We start from the raw sequence: 15,520 nt of genomic DNA, 5'->3' as shown, positions 1-15,520 counted from the left end.
GCTTCAGCCTCCCGGTGTCAGAAAGGAGCGATCGCTTTCGCCGGTGATGAAGGCGACGATCTCCTGAACATACTGGCTTTCGGTCTCATCTCCCAATCGCTTGGCGCGTTCCTGAAAGGTGCCCTCCCCCTGCGCCAGCATCTGGAAGGCCGCGCGCAAGGCGGTGATGTCGCTACGCGCCACGCCGCGGCGCTTGAGGCCAACCAGGTTCAGCCCGTCCAGCTCGCCGCGCTGTGCCTGTACCAAGCCATAGGGGATCACATCGTTGGTCACCATGGTGACGGCGCCGATGATCGCGCCCTTGCCGATCCGCACCCACTGATGGATGCCGGACAAACCGCCGATGATCACATCATCCTCCAGCACGCAGTGGCCCGCCACCGCAGCGGAGTTCACAACGATCACCCGGTCACCGATCTGGGCGTCATGGGCAATGTGGCAGCCCGCCATGAACAGGCCGTCGTCGCCGATACACGTCACGCCGCCGCCGCCCTCGGTGCCGGCATTCACCGTCACATGTTCGCGGAAGCGGTTGCGCTTGCCGATGACGGTCCGGCACTTCTCGCCCTTGAACTTGAGATCCTGCGGGATCTCGCCCAGCACGGCAAAGGGAAAGACGACGGTCTCGTCCCCGATCTCAGTGTCTCCGGTGACGACAACATGGGATTTCAGAACAACCCGGTCCCCCAGCACAACCTCAGGGCCAACCACGCAGAACGGGCCGATTTCGCAGTCCTTTCCAAGTTTGGCGCCCTCTTCGATCACGGCACTGGGGTGAATCCGGCTCATGTTCATCCGTCCTTCTGCACGTCGACCATAGCCGAGAATTCCGCCTCGGCCGCCACATCGCCATCGACGGTGGCGCGGCCGGAGAACTTGAAGATCTTGCCGCCCGGCTTGCCGCGCAGGGTTTCCACATGCATTTCCAGCACGTCGCCCGGCACCACCTTGCGGCGGAATTTGCACTTGTCGATGTTCATGAAGTAGATCAGCAGGTTGGTGTCGACCATATCCATGCCAACCCCCAGCATCACGCCCGCGGTCTGCGCCATCGCCTCGACGATGGTGACGCCGGGCATGATCGGCGTGCCCGGGAAGTGGCCCTGGAAGTGCGGCTCGTTCATGGTGACATTCTTGATGCCGCGTGCCGACTTGTAGCTGTCGATATCGACCACCTTGTCGACCAGCAGGAACGGGTAGCGGTGCGGCAGGATCCGCTGGATCAGTTGAATGTCAGCGCTTTGCAGCTCGGTGGTCATGCTTGGTTTCCCATATTCGTCAAATGTGCTGCGCCGTCCCTAGCAAGGAGGCAGCGTTTGGGCAAGTTCGCCGGCTCAGCGATCGCCATCCTCTTGCGCCGCGCCGTCGCCCAGCACCGCGTCGATCCGGGCAATCGCCAGGCTGGTGATGTCGGCTGCATCCGCGCTCAGAAACACCGAGGCGTGGTCGAGGATTGCGCCTGCCCCGGTTTCGCGCAGGATCTGCTGCAGCACCGGCAGCGAGGCGCTGATGAATTCGCGCCGGGCCTCTTCGCCCATCTGATTGATTTCGCGCAGTTTCTGCTCCTGGCGGCGGCGGGTGTCCTGCACTTTCTGGTCAAAGGCATCTGCCAGCGCCCGGAACGCCTGCGGCTCCATCTCGCTGCGGCGTTCGGTCAGCTCCAGCTCCTCGCGCCGCAGTTCGGCCTCGATGCGGCGGTTTTCCGCAGTCAGCACAGCGCCTTCTGCTTCCATCTCCCGCTCGACCCGCTTGCCAAAAGCGCTTTCGGAGAACAGCCGCTCCGGCTGGATGGTGAGGATGCCGCTTTGCGGCAGCCCCAGCTGATAACCGCGCCCGGGACCCGGCGCAGGCTGCGCCGTGTCCTGCGCAAAGGCGGGAGCAGCCCCGAAACAGGCCAGCGCCACGGCAAGACCGCGCGCCGCCCAACGGCCGGGAGACTGCTGCCGCACCAGATCAGAACCTCGCCTGCAGAGTCAGGTCGAAGGGTTGCTCCTCGTCGAAGTCCTCTTTCTTGAGAGCTTTGGAGAAATTGAACCGCAGCGGGCCAAAGCCGGTGGTCCACAAGAGCGAGAAACCGACAACGTGACGGAAAGACCTGTCACGCCCCACGATCCCGTTGCCGGAGTTAAAGCCTGCGGTGTTGACATTCTGCAGCCCCCAGAGGCCGCCGACATCATAGAACAAAGCGCCGCGCAGCCCCAGTTCTTCCGGCAGGCCCAGCGGGAACTCCGCATCGAAACGCGCAACCGCATAGTAGTTACCGCCGAGGAAATCATTATAATTTCCGCCATTCGGGTTGCCGTCAGTCTGATCCCGCGGACCGATACCGCCAGGTTCAAAGCCCCGGATGACAGAGGGGGTCAGAACGAAGCGGTCGATTGTGCGGCTGTTACCGCTGCCTTCCCATTGAAACGCGCCTGCTTCCAGGGTCGCGCGAAGGGTGACCTCCTCATTCCAGATGCGGCGCTGCGCAACAAGCTTGGTAGTTGCCTTGATGTATTCGGAATCGCCGCCAAGCCCGGCGTAATCGGCGCCAATTTCGACCAGGAAGCCGGCATTCGGGTCGAGGCCGGTCAAGCGGCTGTCATAGCGGTAGGTGACCCCGGCAGCACTGGCAGTCCGTTCACCCTGCGCGATTTCGCTTTGGATGACCGGACCCGCCAGATTCTGGTTGGTGTCATCATCGTCAAACTGCATCTCGTCCGCATCCCAGGTGTAGCGCACCTGCAGCGACGAATCCTCGCCCGTGTTGAAGGTCAGCGCCGGGCGGAAGAAGACGCGTTTGGTTTTATACTCCGAGAAGCTGGAGTCGGTTTCATTCAGACCAAGGTCCAGATCGAACTTCAGCTCCCGCCCCAGCAGGAACGGTTCGGTGAAACCCAGAACATAGGAATCGGATTCCGTCGCGGTGGCAATGTTGAACGACAGCCGCTGGCCTCGGCCCAGGAAGTTGTTTTCGCTAAGACCGACGCTGACACCAAAGCCATCCGTGATTGAGTAGGCACCGCCGAGGTTCAGCGAACCGGTCGGCTGCTCCTCGACGTCCACGTCGACAATGACCTGATCCGAAGAACTGCCCTCACGGGTCTCCACATCGGCCGTGGCAAAGAATCCCAGAGCCCGGATCCGCTCGGCGCTGTTGCGGATCGAGCGCGGGTTGAACGGGTCGCCTTCGACGGAGCGGAACTGCTGGCGGATCACCCGGTCCAGCGTGGTTGTGTTGCCCTCAATGTCGATCCGCTCGACAAACACCCGCGGCCCGCGTGTCAGCACGAATTCGATATCAAGCGTCAGGTCCCGGTCGTTGCGGGTGACGCGCGGCTCGACCCGCAGAAAGTCGATCTCGTTGCGGACGGCCAGCCCTTCCATCCGGTCGATCGCATTTTCGACCAAGGCCGGGGAATAAACAACACCGGACCGGATTTTCAGGGTGGAGCTGAACAGGTCGGCATCGGCTTCCGGCATTTCGCTGGTCACTGTGATGTTGCCGAAGCGGAACTGCTGGCCCTCAGTCACATCCACCACCAAGAATACCGCGTCACGCTCCTGCGTGACTTCAGCGTTGGCGCTGTTGACGCGGAAATCCACATAGCCGCGCGACAGGTAGAAATCGCGCAGCACCTGCTTGTCGAATTCCAGGCGGTCTTCGATCAGGGTGTCGGAGCGGATGAAGGTGCGCAGCAGACCGGCCTGCTTGGTTTCCAGAACCCGCCGCAGACGGCGGTCGGAATAGACCCGGTTGCCGGTGAACGACACGCGCTCCACCTCAATGGTGTCGCCCTCGGAAATCTCAAACACCAGATCGACGCGGTTGTTGCTGCGGCGGATGATGCGCGGGGTCACGCGGGAGGCCAGACGGCCCTGAACGCTGTAAGCCTCGGCAATCAGCGCCGCGTCGCGTTCGGCCTGCGACGGGCTGAACACCCGGCGCGGCGCCGACTCGACAATGTCGCTCAGCGCGTCGTCCTTGAGGCGGCGGTTGCCTTCGAAACTGATCTGGTTGATGGTCGGGAACTCGGTGACCTTGATCACCAGGGTGCTGCCGCGCGGCACGATTTCGACTGTTTCAAATACGCCACTGTCAAGAATACGCTGATAGGCGTCGTTCAGCTCGCCAGCGCTGACCGTCTGGCCGCGCTCGATGCCGGTATAGGCGACAACGGTGGATGTCTGAATCCGCTGATTGCCCTCCACCTGGACCGACGTGAAGCGGTAGCTTTGAGCCTCTGCCGGCAGCGGCGACAACGCGTAACCCAGCGCAACTGCCAGAGAAATGGCAGAAACTTTCCGGTACAAGATATTGATGCCCGACTTACGCTCACCACAGGACTTGCCTGCGACTTTCCCCCAAACCATCTTTTTTACAACCCGATTATATTAGCAGCTTTGGCAAGTGCGTACCGGGTTTGAAAGCGCTTGTCAAAACTATCAAAGCGCATTCTGGCAGCATCCGGCGCGGCGGGCTTGCGCGCCGGTTGCGGGAATCACAGCGTGGCGAGCCAGGTGCCCGCGGTCAGTGCGCCAAGGATGGCAAATCCGGTCAGCGCCCGGTCCCAATTCAGCCGCATCAGAAGGCCAAGGCCGCGGTAAGATTGCGAGAGTGTCTGCATCGGTCATCCCCCAGTTTCCGTTCACCCGTCCGCGGTGCCGGCATCGGGAGGCTGCCGCGGATTGATAAAACGTTAACGGGGGAATGTGGCGGCAGTTGGGCGGCACTGTGGCCGCCCCTTGGCGCTGCTGCCTGCCAGGTCAGCAGAACAGATCGTTGCCAATCGCAAACACCATCAGCGACAGCACGATGGCAATGCCAAGCGACATCAGCACCCGCACCGCCCGGTCGCTGGGCGGACGCCCGGCGACGGCTTCATAGGCGTAGAACATCAGGTGGCCGCCATCCAGCGCGGGCACCGGGAACAGGTTCAGCAACCCGACCGCAGTGGACAGCACCGCAATGAAGCGGATAAAGCTTTCCGCCCCCTGGCTTGCCATCGCGCCGGAGGTTTCGGCGATCCCGATCGGCCCGGACAGGTTGCAGGTGCTGATGGCGCCGGTGATCATATGCTTCAGCCCGGACAGGGAGGTGCCGACCACCGCCCAGACCTGATAAGCGCCCGCTGCCAGCGACTCGCCCAAGCCGGCCTTATCGGTGGCCGGCTCAAACGCCAGCCCGCCGATGATTCCGATCCGCCAGCGGGTGGCAAAGCCGCCGTCCGGCTGCGGTTCATCCGTGCGCCGCGGCGCCAGCGCCATCTCGACCTTCTCGCCGCCGCGCAGCACATCCAGCACCAGCACCTTGCCGTCTGCGGCTTCGACATGCTCTTTCAGCTGGTCAAAGGACACCAGCGGCGCGCCGTCCACCGCGACGATCAGGTCCTCGGGCTGCAGCCCGGCATCCGAGGCCGCGCTGCGCGGCACCACACCGCGCACATAGGGCGGGTACAGATACGGTCCGCTGACGCTGTGCTCAGACCCCTCGCGGCGCACCTGATAGTCCAGCGGCTGCTGCTGCGGCAGTGCCTTGCGAAACTCTTCCCAGGCCTCGGTGTCCAGATAGCTTGGCACCGGCAGGCCGCCTGCTGTGATCAGCTCATCGCCCTGCTGCAGCCCGTTTTCGACCCCGGGCAGCGGCGCCATGTCCCCAACGGTCAGCGGATCGCGCATCACCCCCTGCGACATCGCCACGGCGGCAAAGATGATTACAGACATGACGAAGTTGAAAACAGGCCCGGCCGCAACGGTTGCCGAACGGGCCCAAAGGGGCGCGCCATGCATTGTCCGGCGCAGGTGCTCCGGATCGTCGGCGGCCGCCTGCATCGCCTGTGCGTCCTTGCCCGAGGCCGCATCCGCATCGCCCAGGAACTTCACATAGCCGCCAAAAGGCAGCGCCGCGATCTGCCAGCGTGTGCCGTGCCTGTCCACCCGGCTCCACAGCACCGGGCCGAATCCGATCGAGAACACTTGTGCGTGAATGCCCGACCAGCGGCCGACGATGTAGTGGCCGTATTCATGCACGGCCACGATCACCGACAGCGCGATGACAAAGCTGGCGATCGTATAAAGGAAACCGCCAAACTGCGGGACAAAAGCAAGTATGTCCAAAGATCTACCCTATGCGTTTTTCTGCGGCCCCGGCGGCCTCTTGCCGTGCGAGATGGTCAACCCGGGTCACGTTATCAAGTGTCATTGCGGCATCGATGAGGCCGCTCTCCGCCGAAAAGCGCTCCAGCACAGCCTCCGTCACTGCCGCCATATCGGTAAAGCGGATGCGGCCTGCGATGAACTCATCCAGCGCCTGCTCCTTGGCAGCGTTGAAGGCCGCGCCCATCATGCCGCCGCGCTCCATCACCTCATAGGCCAGCCGCAGCGCCGGATAGCGGGCGGGGTCCGGGGCGCGGAAATTCAGCTGGCCGATGCGGGCCAGGTCCAGCCGCTCCACCGGCAGATGCTGCCGGTCCGGCCAATGCAGCGCATAGCCGATGGCATGCCGCATGTCGGCAGCTCCAAGATGCGCCATCAGCGCCCCGTCGTTGAATCCGACCAGCGCATGAACCAGGGATTCGGGATGCACCAGCACCTCGATCTGGTCAGGGCGAACGCCAAAGTATTCCCGGGTTTCAATGACTTCCAGCGCCTTATTGAACATCGACGCGCTGTCGATGGTGATCCGCTGCCCCATGTCCCAGTTGGGATGCGAAGACGCCTGCGCCAGAGTTGCCTTGGGCAGATCCTCCAGCGGCCAGTCGCGGAAGGCCCCGCCCGAGGCGGTGATGACGATCCGCTCGACCGCTTCGATGTCTTCACCCGCAAGACCCTGGAACACCGCCGAATGCTCGCTGTCGACCGGCAGCAGCCGGGCGCCGTGCTTTTCGGCTGTCTCCAGCAGCAGCCGGCCCGCGCAGACCAGCGACTCCTTGTTGGCCAGTGCCAGCGTGGTGCCGTGTTTCAGCGCCTCCAGCCCCGGTGCCAGACCGGCCGCGCCGACGATGGCCGACATGATCCAGTCCGCCGGGCGCGCCGCAGCCTCGACCAGGGCCGCCTGCCCGGCCGCGGCTTCCACGCCTGAGCCTTGCAGCGCCGCCCGCAGATCCGGCAAACGGTCGTCATAGGCGGTGACAGCTAAGTCCGCCCGCAGCGCGATGGCGTCCTCCGCCAGCCGCGCGATATTGGCGCCGCCGGTCAGGGCCACCACATCATAGGCTTCAGGCGCGCGCCGGATCAGGTCGATGGTATTCTGCCCGATCGACCCGGTGGCGCCGAAAATCGAAACTTTGCGCATAGCTCTTCCTGACTGGTTATCCCCAGATGGCGGTCACAGCCAGGAACATGGCCGCGGCGCCCAGCATCCCGTCGAACCGGTCGAACAGGCCGCCGTGGCCCGGAATCAGCGCGCTGGAATCCTTGACGCCCATCTTCCGTTTCAGCGCGCTTTCCGTAACATCGCCGGCCTGGCTGGCCATCGACAGCAGCACCGACAACACCACTACGCCGAACCCCAGGCCCATTTGCGCGGCAAACACTCCGCCCACGGCCGCAGCAGCCAGCCAGCCGGCCGCCGTGCCGCTCCAGGTTTTCTTGGGGCTGACCCGCGGCCAGAATTTGGGCCCGCCAATGGCCTTGCCCGCGAAATAGCCCGCCACATCGGTGGCCACCACGATGCCGATCAGCCACAGCATCCACTCAACCCCCATCTGGCCGCGCAGCCAGATGAAGCCGAAGCCCGCAAACAGCACCCAAATCGCGCAGCCGGAGAAATAATGGCGGTTGCGCTCAAACTGGCTGAACCCGGCCGCAACCGGTGCAGCCAGCAAGGGCACCACCCAGATCACCGGCAAGAGGGACGCCAGCAGAACCGCAATCGCAGAGACCGCGCCCAGCTGCAGCGCAAGGCCGCCGCGCTGCGGCGCCAGCATCCGCACCAGCTCCCAGATCATGCCGCCGCAGCACAGCGCGATCATCGTATCGAAGACCAGCCCGCCGGCCCAGACGGCAAAACCGCCCACCGCGACCATCACGACAGCCGACAGAACCCGCGGCAGCAGGTCGGCCCAGCGGCCCTTGGCAGCGCTCATGTTTTGACAGCCCCGAAGCGGCGGTCGCGGCGGCCATAGCTGCCGCACAGCCGCGCCAGCTCCTCCGCCGTGAAATCCGGCCACAGGGTGTCGATGAACTCGTACTCCGCATAGGCCGACTGCCACAGCAGGAAGTTCGAAATCCGCGCCTCGCCGCTGGTGCGGATCACCAGATCCGGGTCCGGCAGCACATGGGTGTCCAGATAGCGCGGCAGGGTTTCCTCGTCGACGTTTTCAGGGTCCAGGCGGCCCTCGGCCACGTCCCGCGCCAGCCGCTTGGTGGCGCGCGCCACTTCGTCCCGGCCGCCATAGTTCAGCGCGATGGTCAGCTGGGTGCCGCTGTTGCCTGCGGTCTTGCGCTCCAGCTTGTCCATCAGGTCAATCAGCTTTGCATCCAGCCGCACCCGGTCACCGATAAAGCGCACCCGGACGTTCTTTTCCGCCAAGGCGTTCATTTCCTTGGAGATATAGCGGCGGAACAGGCTCATCAGGCCGGCAACTTCGGTCTGCGTGCGCTTCCAATTCTCTGTCGAAAAAGCAAAGATGGTGAGGTATTCCACGCCCAGACTTGGGCAGCACTCGACAACTTCACGGACCCGGCGCGCGCCGGCATGATGGCCGAACAGCCGCGGCCGCCCGCGGGCCTGCGCCCAGCGGCCATTGCCGTCCATGATGATGGCCACATGGCGCGGGCCGGAGCGGGGCGCCGGAGCTTCTCCGGCGGGGCTCATCTGCGGATTTGCATCTCCCGGCATAATGCGCCGTCAGACCTGCATGATCTCGGCTTGCTTGGTCTCAAGCGCCTCGTCCACGTGTTTGATCATGGTGTCGGTCAGCTCCTGCACCTCGGCTTCCCAGAACTTCTGGTCATCTTCCGACATGCCGTCGGCCTTGGCCTTCTTGATCTGATCCATGCCGTCGCGGCGGACGTTACGGATCGACACGCGGGCGTGCTCGGCATACTGGCCGGCGACCTTGGTCAGTTCGCGGCGGCGCTCCTCGTTCAGCTCCGGGATCGGCAGCATGATGATGGTGCCGTTAAGCTGCGGGTTGATGCCCAGCCCGGACTCGCGGATCGCCTTCTCTACTTTGCCGACCAGCGACTTGTCCCAGACGTTGATGGTCACCATCCGCGGCTCCGGCACGTTCACGGTGCCGACCTGGTTAATCGGCGTCGGCGACCCATAGGCATCCACCATCACAGGCTCCAGCATCGAGGCCGAAGCCCGGCCGGTGCGCAGCGAGGCAAATTCGGTGCGCAGATTGGCCATCGCGCCGTCCATGCGGCGTTTCAGGTCGTCGGTATCCAGTTCAAAATCATCAGACATGCTGCTCTCTCCCCTTATCTGAGGCGGTCTTCCTCTGGCTCATAAGCCATTGGAAGGCTGATGTATAGCGATCATGCGGGGGATTTGCCGCAACATCCCGCGCAAAGCGGTGCTCCGGCGCCTGCGCCCGCATTCATGCAAATAGCCCGCCCGCCGGGTTTTTCCTGCTGTTGCAGCGGCAGGGCGCGGACAGAATGCGGCCCGCGGCCTCCGGCGCGCAGGCTTCCGTCCGGCAGCTCGGAAAAGACGCGGGCCTTGCCTTTGGCCCGAGTCCGGATCCTCTCAATGCGGCAGGCGCTTAACCCTGCACCTTGGTGTAGGTGCCCTTGCCCGACAGAATGCCGCGGAAACCGCCCGGCTCATCCAGCGGGAACACGATCAGCGGCAGGTTGTTGTCGCGGGCCAGCGCGATGGCGGAGGCATCCATCACCTTCAGCCGCTTGGCAAACACATCGTCGTAGCTGATCTCGTCATAACGGACCGCATCCGGGTGCTCCTTGGGGTCCTTGTCATAGACACCGTCGACGCCGTTCTTGCCCATGAAGATCGCCTCGCACGCCATTTCATTGGCGCGCAGGGTCGCAGCGGTATCAGTGGTGAAATAAGGGTTGCCGGTGCCCGCCGCAAAAATGCACACCCGCTTCTTCTCCAGATGGCGCACGGCGCGGCGGCGGATATAGGGTTCTGCCACCTCATCCATGCGGATCGCCGAGATCACCCGGGTGAACACACCCAAGCCTTCCAGCGCCGACTGCATCGCCAGCGCATTCATCACCGTGGCCAGCATCCCCATGTAGTCTGCGGTGGTGCGCTCCATCCCCTGAGCGGAACCCGAGAGGCCGCGGAAGATGTTGCCGCCGCCGATCACCATGCAGATCTCGACGCCCATTTCCTGCACAGACTTTACCTCGCGGGCGATGCGCTGAACGGTCGGCGGGTGCAGGCCGAACCCCTGGTCGCCCATCAATGCCTCGCCGGAAATTTTCAGCATGACGCGTTTATAGGCGGCGGCCGGATCCAGCTCCGGCTTGTCTTGCGGTTGAGGCATGTTGCGCTCCAGAAGATGTGAGGGTTAATTTGCGCGCAAAATGGAGTAATTCGCTGCCGGTTTCAATCCGCGCAGCGCGGTTTCCGCCGAGATTTGCGGAACTGGCCTTAGAGACGGATCACACCCGCATGAAGCTGCCCGACACCGACCCGGATCTGCCTGTGCTGATTGCAGGCCCCACCGCCTCCGGCAAGTCCGCGCTGGCGCTTGAAATCGCCGCACGCCAAGGCGGTGTTATTGTCAACGCCGATGCCAGCCAGGTCTATGACTGCTGGCGGGTGATCACCGCCCGCCCCTCGCCGGAGGAAGAAGCCCGGGCGCCGCACGCGCTGTACGGCCACGTGGCGTATGACGCGGAATATTCCGCCGGGCATTGGCTCCGCGAGGTGCTGCCGCTGCTGGACGGGCCGGAGCGGCCGATTATCGTTGGCGGCACCGGTCTTTACTTTACCGCCCTGACCGAGGGTATGGCTGACATCCCGCCCACGCCGGCCGCAGTACGGGCGGAGGCCGACGCCTTGCCGCTTGAGGTGCTGCGGGCAGAGCTTGACCCCAGGACCGCCAGCCGCATCGACCTGCAAAACCGCGCCCGGGTGCAGCGCGCCTGGGAGGTGCTGAAGGCCACCGGACGGCCGCTGGCCAGCTGGCAGGACGACACCCCAGCCCCGGCGCTGCCGCCGTCCCGCTGCACGGCAATGGTTCTGAATTCGGACAAGGCTTGGCTGGAGGCCCGTATCCGCCAGCGGTTCGGCCTGATGCTGGACCAGGGGGCGATGGCAGAGATTGAGGCGATGCGGGACCGCTATGACCCCGCCCTGCCCTCCTGCAAGGCAATCGGGGTGCCGGAGCTGACGGCCTATGCCCGGGGCCAACTCACGCTGGCGGAGGCAGAAGAGCGCGCCGCCATCTCCACCCGGCAGTTTGCCAAGCGCCAGCGCAGCTGGTTCCGCGCCCGGATGAAGGACTGGCTGCAGGTGGCACTGCCATAAACAGACACCGCCTGGCAGGCGGGTCATTAAAATACCACTCAGTTTCCGCTTTTTCCGGCGGAAACTTGCCAGAATCAGCGTTTTCTGGCCTGTTGCGGCAAATCTTTTTTTACCGCCCAAGGCAACAGATGCCATTTGATCCAGATTTTTCCGGCGACATTCATGCCGCCCCTTTGCCCAGCCTCAGCCCGGGCGGCGCCTGGCAAACCGCGCTGTCGCACAGCCGCCGCGAGCACCTTCTGATCTGGATCACCCGCGGACAGGGCCGGATCTGCCTCAACGGCGGCCAGCGCGGCTTCGGGCCGCACAGCGCTATCTTTATCCCGGCCGGCACGCTGTGGTCGGCGGAATTCACCCGCCAGTGCCTTGGCCAGGTTCTGACCGTGACCGGCCCGCTGATGCCGCCCCTTCCCGAATCGCCCTGCCACAAGCGTTTTACCAGCCTGCAGGCGCAGGCCGGGCTGACCACCCTGTTCGAGGCGATCAGCCGCGAGCAGGCCGGCCAGGGGCCGTTCTGGCGCCGCGCCGTTCAGGCGTATTGCGAGCTGGCCGCCATTTCCCTGCGCCGCCAGCTGGACGCGGACGGCAGGCCGGCGCGGCAGACTGCAGCGCAGCGCCTGTGCCAGGCCTATTGCCAGCGCGTGGCCGGACTGCAGGAACATCAGGCCACAATGGCGGACCACGCCGCAGCGCTGAAGGTGACCCCCACCCACCTGACCCGGGTCTGCAAGGCCGAGACAGGCAAGACCGCCGCCGCCCTGCTGACCGAGCGCCAGCTGCACTCCGCACGCACCCTGCTGATCGCCTCCGACTTGCCCATTCGCGACATCGCCGCGCGGCTGGGTTTCGGCAGCGCCGCCTATTTCACCAGATTCATCAGCCAGCACACCGGCCGGCCCCCTAGCGCCTTGCGCAAAACAGCACTCGCAAAAACCCAATAGGTTGATCCGCCAGCAGATTCTCGAATGTGTGCCGCCCGGGCCAGAAAACGCCACCCGTTACTGGGCAGTTTTGAACAGTATGCGGCCGCATGCCATTTCATTTGAGAAAAACGACGCCGCAAATGTCGTATTTCTGCGGTGAAACGGCGAAACTGTGCATTGACGAAACGGCATATCTCTGTCCGAATGCAGCTATGGGGAAACTTTAATCCAAAACGTGCTTCACGCGACGCTCAGCCAGCCGCTGAGCCGATAGCCGTTTCGCGAGATAATTAAGATCAAACGCTACAACAGGGAGACCTAAATGACCAACGACACCATGACCGGAGCACCGGTGCACTGGGCCGCCAAGATGCACGCCAAGGAAGTGCTCGAAGGCAAGCTCGACCGCCGCGAGTTCCTGACCCGCGCCACCGCCCTGGGCGTCACCGCAACCGCTGCCTATGGCATGATTGGCATGGCCGCCCCGGCCAAAGCTGCCGAGGGCATGCAGGAAGGCGGCACCCTGCGCGTACAGATGAGCGTGCGCCCGCTGAAAGATCCGCGCACCTATGACTGGTCGGAAATGGGCAACCAGACCCGCGGCACCCTGGAATACCTGGTTGAGTACAACAACGACGGCTCGTTCAGCCCGATGCTGCTGGAAAGCTGGGAAATCAACGAAGACGCCACCGTTTACACGTTGAACGTCCGCCAGGGCGTCAAGTGGAGCAACGGCGACGACTTCACCGCCGAGGACGTGGCCCGCAACATCGCCGGCTGGTGCGACAAGTCGGTTGAAGGCAACTCGATGGCCGGCCGTTTCGGCACCCTGATCGACGAAGCCTCCGGCCAGGCCGTGGACGGTGGCATTGAGGTGGTCGACAGCCATACCGTGAAGCTGAACCTGCCGTCCTCCGACATCTCGCTGATTGCCGGCATGTCCGACTATCCGGCGGCCATCGTGCATTCCAGTTACCAGACCGACGACTTCCTCGCCAATGTGGGCACCGGCCCTTACCTTCTGACCGAGCTGGAAGTGGGCGTGAAAGCGACGCTGGAACGCAACGCCGACCATGCATGGTGGGGCGAGTCCGTCTTCGGCAAGCCAGCCCTGGACCGCATCGAATACATCGACTTCGGCACCGACCCGTCGTCGTGGATGGCGGCGCTGGAATCCGACGAAGTCGACATGCTGCATGAATCCGTGGGTGAATTCATCGACGTTCTGGATGGCCTCGGTTACCAGAAATCCGAAGTGGTCACCATGGCGACCCTGGTGATCCGCCCGAACCAGCTGGCAGAGATCGACGGCAAGAAGGTCTATGCCGACAAGCGCGTCCGCAAGGCGATCCAGATGGCGGTCGACAACGCAGTCTGCCTGGAACTGGGCTATGGCGGCCGCGGCGAGCCTGCCGAAAACCACCATGTCGGCCCGATCCATCCGGAGTATGCCGAACTGCCGCCGCTGAAGGCGGATCCGGAAGCCGCCCGCGCGCTGATGGAAGAAGCCGGGATGATGGACTTTGAGCACGAGCTGCTGTCCATCGACGACGACTGGCGCCGCAACACCACCGACGCGGTGGCGGCGCAGCTGCGTGATGCGGGCTTCAAGGTGAAGCGGACCGTTCTGCCGGGGTCGACCTTCTGGAATGACTGGGTGAAATACCCGTTCAGCTCCACCAACTGGAACCACCGCCCGCTGGGTGTCCAGATCTGGGCACTGGCCTATAAGTCGGGCGAGGCCTGGAACGAGTTTGGCTGGTCCAACCCCGAGTTCGACGCGCTGCTGGCTGACGCCCTGTCGATCGCCGACGCTGACAAGCGCCGCGAAATCGCCGCCAAGGGCGAAGCGCTGATCCAGGAAGAAGGCGTCACCATCCAGCCTTACTGGCGCTCGCTGTACCGCCACCTGCGCGAAGGTGTCGCCGGTGCCGACATGCACATCGCCTTCGAGCATCACCACTACAAGTGGGGCTGGGCCGCCTAAAAGGCTCCCGGCGCCGCTCCGGCCTCCTGCACCGCCCCGCCCGGGGCGGTGCACTCCAGCTAAGACGATAAGAGACCCGCGCCTGCAACCGGGTCCGATCCGCCAGACTGACAGGGGACCCCATGGGACTTTTCATTCTCCGACGCTCGGGCGTGATGCTGCTGACGGCCCTGTGCCTGACGTTCATCGTGTTTTTCCTGACGAACCTCTACCCTAACCTCGAGAAACTCGCCAAAACCCAGGGCAACTTCCGGATGTCGGATGAGGCTGTGGCCAGCTGGTTGGATGCAAACGGTTATGGCGGCCCGATGATCTCGAAATACGGCCAGTGGCTGGGTGTGCTGCCCGGCTGGACCCACGAGACCGAGAAGGGCATCACCGGCCGCTGCATCACCGGTACCGTCAGTGCCGAACAAGCCGCCGAAGCGCCGACGTTCTGCGGCATTCTGCAAGGCGACTGGGGCTACTCGACACGGTTCAAGGACGAAGTCTCCGACATCATCTCCGAACGTCTCGGCAACACCGGCCTGCTGATGTTCTGGGTGCTGGTGCTGATGGTGCCCTCGGCGCTGATCATCGGCGTTCTGGCCGGGATGCGCGAAGGCTCGGTGACCGACCGCAGCCTGTCGACCGCGTCGATCCTGACCACGGCGACGCCCGAATATGTCTCCGGCGTGATCTTCATCGCTGTCTTCACATCGTCGACCGTCGGCCTGAAATGGTTCAAGGGCACCGCCACGTCGGCGATGGACAATCCGAACTTCGAAAACTTCTTCCTGCCGGTTCTGACCATTGCGCTTTACGGCATGGGCTACATCGCCCGGATGACCCGGGCCTCGATGACCGAGGTGATGACCGCGCAATATATCCGCACTGCCCGCCTCAAGGGCGTGAGCTTCCACAACATCGTTCTGAAGCACGCGCTGCGCAACGCGCTGATCGCCCCCTTCACCGTCATCATGCTGCAGTTCCCGTGGCTGCTGAACGGCGTGGTAATCGTCGAAACCCTGTTCAACTACAAGGGCTTCGGCTGGGTGCTGGTGGAAGCCGCAGGCAACAACGACATCGAACTGCTGCTGGCCGTCTCCGTGGTCTCAGTTGTCGTGGTGCTGGTCACCCAGCTGATTTCCGACATCGGCTATGTGTACCTGAACCCGCGTATCCGGATCTCTTAAG

The 15,520-nt window shown here is 63.8% G+C and carries 15 protein-coding genes; 4 read left to right on the top strand and 11 right to left on the bottom strand.

The window, feature by feature from the left end:
- Positions 1–3: 3 nt before the first annotated feature.
- The 11 genes from lpxA to pyrH form a co-directional block, all read right to left on the bottom strand.
- Positions 4–789 (bottom strand): acyl-ACP--UDP-N-acetylglucosamine O-acyltransferase, encoded by a 786-nt coding sequence (gene lpxA, locus CAER_RS0122360; protein WP_027237455.1) that lies wholly within the window; start codon positions 787–789, stop codon positions 4–6.
- 2 nt (positions 790–791) lie between these two features.
- Positions 792–1,259 (bottom strand): 3-hydroxyacyl-ACP dehydratase FabZ, encoded by a 468-nt coding sequence (fabZ, locus tag CAER_RS0122355; protein ID WP_027237454.1) that lies wholly within the window; start codon positions 1,257–1,259, stop codon positions 792–794.
- Positions 1,260–1,334: 75 nt separating this feature from the next.
- Positions 1,335–1,949, bottom strand: a complete 615-nt coding sequence (locus CAER_RS0122350) for an OmpH/Skp family outer membrane protein (RefSeq protein WP_027237453.1) — start codon at positions 1,947–1,949, stop codon at positions 1,335–1,337.
- Between the two features lie 4 nt (positions 1,950–1,953).
- A complete protein-coding gene (bamA, locus tag CAER_RS0122345; protein ID WP_027237452.1) occupies positions 1,954–4,356 on the bottom strand; it encodes an outer membrane protein assembly factor BamA in 2,403 nt (800 codons plus the stop codon).
- 128 nt (positions 4,357–4,484) lie between these two features.
- Positions 4,485–4,610, bottom strand: a complete 126-nt coding sequence (locus tag CAER_RS30660) for a hypothetical protein (RefSeq protein WP_259956561.1) — start codon at positions 4,608–4,610, stop codon at positions 4,485–4,487.
- Positions 4,611–4,749: 139 nt separating this feature from the next.
- Positions 4,750–6,099, bottom strand: coding sequence for an RIP metalloprotease RseP (gene rseP / locus CAER_RS0122335; RefSeq protein ID WP_027237451.1), 1,350 nt, complete (start codon positions 6,097–6,099; stop codon positions 4,750–4,752).
- Between the two features lie 4 nt (positions 6,100–6,103).
- Positions 6,104–7,276, bottom strand: coding sequence for a 1-deoxy-D-xylulose-5-phosphate reductoisomerase (dxr, locus tag CAER_RS0122330; protein ID WP_027237450.1), 1,173 nt, complete (start codon positions 7,274–7,276; stop codon positions 6,104–6,106).
- Positions 7,277–7,292: 16 nt separating this feature from the next.
- Complete coding sequence (locus CAER_RS0122325; protein ID WP_027237449.1) at positions 7,293–8,069, bottom strand: phosphatidate cytidylyltransferase; 777 nt, start codon at positions 8,067–8,069, stop codon at positions 7,293–7,295.
- Positions 8,066–8,824: an isoprenyl transferase gene (locus CAER_RS0122320; protein WP_027237448.1), complete on the bottom strand. Its 759-nt coding sequence runs from the start codon at positions 8,822–8,824 to the stop codon at positions 8,066–8,068. Before CAER_RS0122320 ends, CAER_RS0122325 begins: the two co-directional genes overlap by 4 nt.
- Before the next feature lie 9 nt (positions 8,825–8,833).
- Positions 8,834–9,397, bottom strand: a complete 564-nt coding sequence (frr, locus tag CAER_RS0122315; protein ID WP_027237447.1) for a ribosome recycling factor — start codon at positions 9,395–9,397, stop codon at positions 8,834–8,836.
- A 298-nt stretch (positions 9,398–9,695) separates the two neighbouring features.
- Positions 9,696–10,445: a UMP kinase gene (pyrH, locus tag CAER_RS0122310; RefSeq protein ID WP_027237446.1), complete on the bottom strand. Its 750-nt coding sequence runs from the start codon at positions 10,443–10,445 to the stop codon at positions 9,696–9,698.
- Positions 10,446–10,573: 128 nt separating this feature from the next.
- Between pyrH and miaA the strand changes: the two genes are divergently transcribed.
- From miaA to CAER_RS0122290, 4 genes are all read left to right on the top strand, one after another.
- Positions 10,574–11,434: a tRNA (adenosine(37)-N6)-dimethylallyltransferase MiaA gene (gene miaA, locus CAER_RS0122305; RefSeq protein WP_027237445.1), complete on the top strand. Its 861-nt coding sequence runs from the start codon at positions 10,574–10,576 to the stop codon at positions 11,432–11,434.
- Positions 11,435–11,562: 128 nt separating this feature from the next.
- Complete coding sequence (locus tag CAER_RS0122300; RefSeq protein WP_027237444.1) at positions 11,563–12,375, top strand: helix-turn-helix transcriptional regulator; 813 nt, start codon at positions 11,563–11,565, stop codon at positions 12,373–12,375.
- Positions 12,376–12,679: 304 nt separating this feature from the next.
- Positions 12,680–14,344: an ABC transporter substrate-binding protein gene (locus tag CAER_RS0122295; RefSeq protein WP_027237443.1), complete on the top strand. Its 1,665-nt coding sequence runs from the start codon at positions 12,680–12,682 to the stop codon at positions 14,342–14,344.
- 122 nt (positions 14,345–14,466) lie between these two features.
- A complete protein-coding gene (locus tag CAER_RS0122290; protein ID WP_027237442.1) occupies positions 14,467–15,519 on the top strand; it encodes an ABC transporter permease in 1,053 nt (350 codons plus the stop codon).
- Position 15,520 lies beyond the last annotated feature (1 nt).

The organism is Leisingera caerulea DSM 24564, from assembly GCF_000473325.1.
GTDB lineage: Bacteria > Pseudomonadota > Alphaproteobacteria > Rhodobacterales > Rhodobacteraceae > Leisingera > Leisingera caerulea.
Note: the sequence above shows the minus strand (reverse complement) of the source record. Positions and strands in the feature narration are given on the sequence as shown.